Source organism: Microvirga calopogonii (genome assembly GCF_003347665.1).
In the GTDB taxonomy this organism is placed as follows: domain Bacteria; phylum Pseudomonadota; class Alphaproteobacteria; order Rhizobiales; family Beijerinckiaceae; genus Microvirga; species Microvirga calopogonii.
The window spans coordinates 1-5,176 of record NZ_QDGA01000184.1 but is presented as its reverse complement, the minus strand read 5'-3'; the positions used below and the strand labels follow the sequence as shown (position 1 = coordinate 5,176).

8 protein-coding genes are annotated in these 5,176 nt (G+C 59.9%); all 8 read left to right on the top strand.

Going from position 1 to position 5,176, the window contains the following annotated elements:
* The first annotated feature begins 163 nt into the window (after positions 1–163).
* The gene (locus DDF70_RS35245; protein WP_114949141.1) at positions 164–1,252 is read left to right on the top strand and encodes a sensor histidine kinase; all 1,089 of its coding nucleotides are present in this window, start codon (positions 164–166) and stop codon (positions 1,250–1,252) included.
* A gap of 141 nt (positions 1,253–1,393) precedes the next feature.
* A complete protein-coding gene (locus tag DDF70_RS35240; RefSeq protein ID WP_114949143.1) occupies positions 1,394–1,765 on the top strand; it encodes a response regulator in 372 nt (123 codons plus the stop codon).
* A gap of 111 nt (positions 1,766–1,876) precedes the next feature.
* Positions 1,877–2,200, top strand: a complete 324-nt coding sequence (locus tag DDF70_RS35235; RefSeq protein WP_114949140.1) for a hypothetical protein — start codon at positions 1,877–1,879, stop codon at positions 2,198–2,200.
* Between the two features lie 200 nt (positions 2,201–2,400).
* The gene (locus DDF70_RS35230) at positions 2,401–2,889 is read left to right on the top strand and encodes a response regulator (protein ID WP_245435777.1); all 489 of its coding nucleotides are present in this window, start codon (positions 2,401–2,403) and stop codon (positions 2,887–2,889) included.
* A gap of 56 nt (positions 2,890–2,945) precedes the next feature.
* Positions 2,946–3,107 carry a hypothetical protein gene (locus DDF70_RS37300; RefSeq protein WP_162820896.1) on the top strand — a complete coding sequence of 54 codons (162 nt, stop codon included), beginning with the start codon at positions 2,946–2,948 and terminating at the stop codon, positions 3,105–3,107.
* 78 nt (positions 3,108–3,185) lie between these two features.
* Positions 3,186–3,731: a sigma-70 family RNA polymerase sigma factor gene (locus tag DDF70_RS35225; protein ID WP_114949139.1), complete on the top strand. Its 546-nt coding sequence runs from the start codon at positions 3,186–3,188 to the stop codon at positions 3,729–3,731.
* Positions 3,732–4,254: 523 nt separating this feature from the next.
* Positions 4,255–4,827 (top strand): CarD family transcriptional regulator, encoded by a 573-nt coding sequence (locus DDF70_RS35220; protein ID WP_114949138.1) that lies wholly within the window; start codon positions 4,255–4,257, stop codon positions 4,825–4,827.
* Between the two features lie 145 nt (positions 4,828–4,972).
* The coding region (locus DDF70_RS37740) for a hypothetical protein (protein WP_114949137.1) at positions 4,973–5,176 on the top strand (204 nt) is incomplete at its 3' end.

Sequence of the window (5,176 nt, the reverse complement as noted above, 5' to 3'; positions counted from 1 at the left end):
ATCAAGAAGCGCTTCGGCACGCACGAGAATACCATCCGAGAGATCCGCATCGATAGCAGAGGCATTGCCATCGGAGAGCCCCTGGAGGGCTTCCAGGGTGTTCTGCGCGGCACGCCGGTCTTGGCCAATGGGGACCGCGCCCGGCTGCTCGAAGACCGCTGACATGAGCGAAACACTTCACCTCCATTCGGAGCGGGCGCTCATCCTGGCTCCGCATGGACGGGATGCGGCTGTTGCGGCGGACATCCTGCACGCTGCGGGGCTCGCGGCCGAGATCTGCCCTGACCTGCCCGCGCTGGTCCGTGAGATCGCTCAGGGGGCGGGCTTTGCGCTCGTCACGGACGAGGCTTTCCGCACCGCCGATCTGAAGGAGCTTTCCCGTTGGCTGTCGGACCAACCCCCCTGGTCTGACTTCGCCTTCGTGCTCCTCACCCGTCGCGGTGGCGGGGTTGAGCGCAATCCGGCCCTGGCGCGTCTGTCCGAGGTCCTGGGCAACGTGGTGTTCCTGGAACGCCCTTTTCATGCCGGGACGCTGGTGAGCGTCGCCCGCTCCGCCCTGCGGGGACGGCTTCGGCAATACGAGGCACGGGCCCGGCTGGAGGATCTGCACGAAGGTGAGGAGCGGCTGAGAGCGGCGCTCGACAAGGAAAGGCGCGCGGCCGAGCATCAGAGGGTGCTCATCAATGAGTTAAACCACCGGGTGAAGAACACGCTCGCCACCGTGCAGTCGATTTCGGCCCAGACCCTACGCACGGCGGACACGAAAGCGGACGCGCGCGAGGCGTTGGAAATGCGTCTGCTGGCTTTGTCCCGGGCCCATGACGTGCTCACCCGCGAGAGCTGGGAAGGCGCGGACCTGGTCGAAGTGGTCGCCAATGCCCTGAGACCTTATGAGACCTCAGGGGAGAGCCGTTTCCACATCAAAGGGCCGCATGTGCGGGTCACGCCGCGCATGTCGCTGGCGCTGGCGATGGCGCTGCATGAGCTGGCGACCAATGCTGTGAAGTATGGGGCGCTGTCCAACAAGACCGGCACCATTGAGGTGTCGTGGGAGCTGCAAAACGGAACCGCGCCACCGCGCCTGAGCTTGCGCTGGATCGAGGCCGGAGGGCCGCCGGTGGTGGCTCCGAGCCGGCGGGGCTTTGGGTCGCGCCTGATCGAACGCACCCTGGCGCAGGATCTGGATGGTGAGGTGGCGATTGCCTTTCCTCCCACCGGTGTCGTGTGCACTGTCGAAGCCCCTGTGGCGTAGATCTGCGACTGCGGGCTGGGACTAGATCGTGATTTGGGACTCGACGCGGGACGGGGTCAGCAGCGACTGAAGGAACGGCCCTCATCGGGTCATCCTGCGCCAGCGGGAGCGACAGCAATGCCAAGCCAAGAAGGGATGACGATGCCTCAGGACACTGCCGGCCGCCGCTTTCTCCTCGTCGAGGACGAGGCCATGATCGCGATGCTGGTCGAGGACATGCTCGGGGACCTCGGCCATGAGCTGGTCAGGGTCGCCAGCCGCCTCGAGGACGCGGTTGCCGCCGCCGGGACCGAGGCCGTCGACTTGGCGATCCTCGACCTCAACCTGGGCGGCGCCCTGACCTATCCGGCGGCCGACGTACTCGCGGAGCGGGGCATCCCGTTCATCTTCGCGACGGGTTACGGCAGCGGCGGGCTCAAGGAGGGCTATGCCGCCCGTCCGACCCTGCAAAAGCCGTTCAACACGGAGGCGCTGGAACAGGCGATCGGGCAGGCGCTCGGACGCGGAGCTTGAGATCCTCCTGAAGGCGGGACGGGCGCCGGCCACTCGGGACGGATTGTCGTCAATGCGACCCGGAACGTCCTCGAGCGTTACAACAGGTTGGTATTGCATGCGGATGACACGATGAACCACGAGCCGCGGGAGGCCGTACCAGGACGCTCCCCTGAGGAGGGGGGAACCTCGGCCGACGAACTGGCCTACCGCCTGCACCAGCAGGAGCTGCTGGCAGGTTTCGGCGTCCTCGCGTTGCGGACGCCGGACTTCATCGATCTGCTCCAGGAGGCCGCCCGGCTCGGCGCGCAGGGGCTCTACACCCGGTATTGCAAGGCCATGGAGTACCTGCCCGACGAGGACCGGCTCATCATCCGTGCCGGGCGCCTTAGCCCTAAGTTTAAGAGCCGTTTTGCAGCTACGCTGAAACCGATGGCTTCGCCCATGGTTAGGTGAGCATTAACCCAAGTTAATAACCCACGTTAATGTAACAGGCCGCAAAGGCTCAGCCCGGGCATCTCCCCTTATGATCCTTTATCCTGGTGAGCTGTCACCAACCCATCGCCTTGCCGCTCTCGCGCCAACTGTCGATCGTTACGTCCGTGAGACATACAACGGTCTGCTCAGCCTCCCGGTGCCTGAGCAGATTTATGATCTTGTCCGTTCATACGGGCAGAATAGTCAATCCCAATCACAAGCTGAGGAACGCCAAGAGGATGGGACAACGAATTAACCTCAGCCGCAAAGCCTTGGTCGTTGAGGATGATGCGGAGCTTCGATTTCTAGCCGTCGCGCTGCTAGAGGAAACTGATCTTGAGATTGTTGAGGCCTCCAGCGGTGAAGAGGCTTTGCAATACTTGCATCACTACGCGGATGAGGTCGCCTTCCTGTTTTCTGATGTGAGGCTCCCATGCCTGATGAGCGGTGTGGACCTGGCACGAACCGTCAGCTTGAAGTGGCCTTGGATCCGGACTGTCCTCACCTCCGGTGCTCCTCTTGAAGAAGTCAGCAATACGGCATTGAGAGATGTACGCTTTATGCCGAAGCCCTGGAGGGCCCTTGAGGTGCTGATCGAGGCTGAGAAGGCCAGTGACACGCACCGTATGGGCGAGGCCCTGAGCTGTGGGCACGCTGGAACTCACTGACTTCCTCGTGCGTAGTACTCGCAACCTATCACTAAGTTAATCAATGGAGAGATGGCATGTCGGAAGCGCGCCTGCCGAACATTCGCGTCATATCTGTACCTGTCCCGAATGTCATTATTCTCAATAGCATCGGGTCTAAGCTGCGTTCGCATTATGAGGACGCGCTTTACAAGCCTGTTCCGCCACAGATCGACAACATCCTGCGTCAACTAAACTAATCACATAGTCGAACTATGCTATTAGGTTGAAACCAATCTTGGCGGTTTTCGTTCTAACGTTAAACCGGAGCCGCCAAGATGACTGCGCCATCCATCACCCGCGATGAACTCCTCGCTGCCATTCCGAACCTTCGTGCCTTTGCTATCTCGCTCTGCGGGAACAGGGATAGTGCGGACGATCTGGTTCAGGACACACTCATGAGAGCTTGGTCCAATATGGACCGCTATACAGCCGGCACCAATCTTCACGCATGGCTGTTTACAATCCTGCGGAACAGCTTCTTCTCGCGACATCGTAAGATTGTGCGTGAAGTTGAGGACGCCGACGGCTCCTATGCAAGCCGTCTTTCCACGGCTCCTGAACAGCAGGCCCATCTCGATCTACAGGACTTTCAACGGGCGTTGATGAAACTCTCAGCGGATCAACGTGAAGCGCTCCTGCTCGTCGGCGCTGAAGGTTACTCTTACGAGGAAGCTGCCAGGATTTGCGGCTGTGCCGAAGGAACGATCAAGAGTCGTGTTAACCGTGCCCGCAATCGCTTGGCAGAGCTTCTTGGATTGGAGAATGGCGGCGACCTCGGTGTTGATCAGGTTGTGATGGCGGCACTTCCAAGAGCTGCATAAAAACCATGTAGAAGCACCCGGCTGCGCCCTCAAAGTAGGTTCTATTGCAAATTCAACTCTGATACCCTGGGCCGGTGGCACCGTGCACCAGCCTTCACCCTGCTGGTTGATGGGCTGCATTACAAAGGGTGAGGTAGAGGCTCCCATCATCAGCTTGGGCTATAGAGTGTACATGTGGCGCTGACCGGACCGGCATAGGATAACCAAACGACCGATCATGATACATTTGCGAAGTCGACCGGATGTCTGCTGACGAAGGGGACAACAGACATTCCCGAGGCTTTCGCAATTTCCTCGGATGGCCGATAGCCGATTGTCCGCCTGATGCCGAGGTGTGGCGCGTGCTCTAGCCAGACGCTGCTGGATCTACCAAATGGAGCGCAGCCGTTCCGTGGGAACCGCGTAAGATGCTTCGAGTTCTGCAAACCTATGGTGCATTGACGCGACAATCGCGAGATCCGCATCTACGGCGCAGGCTTATTTCATAGAGACCTAGTTTGTATCTAATGGAGATCATGTCTGGATGGCCACGAAGAACAATGCCCTGTCCTTTGAGACCGGTGAAACGGTTGTGTACCCGGCCCATGGTGTGGGTGTGATCACTGCAATTGAAGAGCAGGAGGTTGCCGGGTTCAAGCTTGAGCTCTTTGTGATCACCTTCGATAAGGATCGCCTCACCCTTCGGGTTCCCCTAACGAAAGCCAAGAGCAGCGGCCTGAGAAAACTGTCGGAACCTGCGGTGGTGGAGCAGGCCCTCGACCTCCTGAGCGGAAAGGCAATGGCCAAGCGCGGCGTGTGGAGCCGGCGCTCGAACGACCTTCAGGAGCGCATCGGGACCGGGCAGCTGACAGCTATTGCTGAAGTTTTGCGGGATCTCAATCGCGGCTCAGAGCAGCAGGAGGCTTCCTACAGCGAGCAGCAGATCTTCGAAGGCGCCCTGGACTTCATGATCAAGGAGGTGGCAGCATCCAGCCGGCTGACCCAGACCGAGGCTCGCAAGTTGATCGAACAGAGCTTGGCCAAAGCTCCTCACCTCAACAAGGCTAAGACCCTGGCCGAAGAACCGGAGGGGCCCGATGACGAAGCGGCGGCATAGGGAACGACCCTTCCCGTTGAACGAGAGACCGGTTAACGTTGAGTGCTGCTCCATCTAAGCTCAGGGCATTATTGGTATCATCGTGCTTCTACGGTAGCGTTGCCCCATCGATCTATTGGTACATCGGAATACTCGGAGCGGGTGCATGGTAACGCGAACTGCCCGTTTAAAGGATTTCACAACCGACGGGTATCCGGGCTGTGGGCTGCCGGTGCAGGTTCTGGCAGAGGATCACGTCGGCACATACATCCTTCCATTCCCGTGTGAGCGCATGAACGGGGAGTGGCGGAATGGGACGACCGGGGAGGCAGTCCAGGCCAGCATCATTGCATGGCGTGAGTTTCGGGTG

What these genes read in the sequence shown, in the direction of transcription:
- DDF70_RS35240 (WP_114949143.1), top strand. Translation starts at nt 1,394, where the DNA reads ATGCCTCAGGACACTGCCGGCCGCCGCTTTCTCCTCGTCGAGGACGAG.
- DDF70_RS37300 (WP_162820896.1), top strand. Translation starts at nt 2,946, where the DNA reads ATGTCGGAAGCGCGCCTGCCGAACATTCGCGTCATATCTGTACCTGTC.
- DDF70_RS35225 (WP_114949139.1), top strand. Translation starts at nt 3,186, where the DNA reads ATGACTGCGCCATCCATCACCCGCGATGAACTCCTCGCTGCCATTCCG.
- DDF70_RS35245 (WP_114949141.1), top strand. Translation starts at nt 164, where the DNA reads ATGAGCGAAACACTTCACCTCCATTCGGAGCGGGCGCTCATCCTGGCT.
- DDF70_RS35220 (WP_114949138.1), top strand. Translation starts at nt 4,255, where the DNA reads ATGGCCACGAAGAACAATGCCCTGTCCTTTGAGACCGGTGAAACGGTT.
- DDF70_RS35235 (WP_114949140.1), top strand. Translation starts at nt 1,877, where the DNA reads ATGAACCACGAGCCGCGGGAGGCCGTACCAGGACGCTCCCCTGAGGAG.